A 1,091-nucleotide genomic window follows, 5' to 3' on the forward strand; every position below is an offset into this window, starting at 1 on the left:
CGTTCAGCCAGAAGCGGGTCGAGTCCTTGCGCGAGTAGTCGGCGATCACCGTGCGCACACCGTTGCCGCCGTGCAACTGGGCCAGCCACAGCATGGTGAGGTCCCAGATCTGCCAGAAGGGCTCACGCCAGCGGGCCGCGACGAACGATGCGTCGATGCGGTGCACGCCGTTGTCCCACGCCAGCATGATGAACATGTGGCCGATGGTCAGGATGATCAGCGCCAGACCGGAGAAGCGCATGAACAGCCATGCCCACTTCTCGAAGTTGCCGCCTCGGGGCTTACGCGGCGAGCGCGGATTGTCGAGGCTGGCGGGCCGGTCGTACTGGGTGCCCAGCGACTTGGCGACGTTCTGTGAGGTAGGAGATGTGGTCATTGTCGTATCTCCTTAGAACGCGTGCTCGATGAGGATCTGCAGGAGTCGGATAGCCGCGGCGCCGAAGACCACCACGAACAGTCCGAGAATCACCCACAGCATCTGACGCTGGTACTTGGGGCCCTTCGACCAGAAGTCGATCAGGATGATGCGCAGGCCGTTGAGCGCGTGATAGAGCACGCACGCCACGAGCGCGATCTCCATGAGACCGATGATCGGGGTCTTATAGGTGTTGATGATCTCCGAGTACTTGTTCGGGTCGATACGGATCACCGCCGTATCGAGCACATGCACGAACAGGAAGAAGAAGATCGTCACGCCTGTGATGCGGTGTAGCACCCAGGACCACATGCCTGGATCGCCGCGGTACAGCGAACGTTTGCGCACCGGCTCCGGTGCGACCTCTGTCTCGGAACTCATCGGGGAATTGGCCTCCAACATCGTCGATGGACGCGGTGGCACCGGCTGGGTGTCACCTTGGACCCATGCAAGAGACTTTAAACCTATGCTGAGTGAGTCGTTAAATTGCCCGAACCGATCTGCGGGACAAGGCATTACGAATTAGGTTTGCCTTACCAAGCTTGATTGGGTATCTCCCATCGCATCGACTCCGATACCGACCGACTGGCAGGAGGCTGTCTTGACTCCCGATATTGATTGGAATCTATTGCGGGACAACGCAACTGGCATGATCGAGCGTGCTTATGCCCCGTAT

General features: G+C 59.3%; 2 protein-coding genes. Both read right to left on the reverse strand.

Annotated elements, in window-relative coordinates:
* Positions 1 to 376: succinate dehydrogenase hydrophobic membrane anchor subunit (locus ACFC3F_RS15045; protein ID WP_376131533.1), on the reverse strand; the 376-nt coding region annotated here is incomplete at its 3' end.
* 12 nt (positions 377 to 388) lie between these two features.
* The gene (sdhC, locus tag ACFC3F_RS15050) at positions 389 to 796 is read right to left on the reverse strand and encodes a succinate dehydrogenase, cytochrome b556 subunit (protein WP_082937859.1); all 408 of its coding nucleotides are present in this window, start codon (positions 794 to 796) and stop codon (positions 389 to 391) included.
* Positions 797 to 1,091 lie beyond the last annotated feature (295 nt).

Source organism: Microbacterium sp. NPDC055910, assembly GCF_042271185.1.
GTDB lineage: Bacteria > Actinomycetota > Actinomycetes > Actinomycetales > Microbacteriaceae > Microbacterium.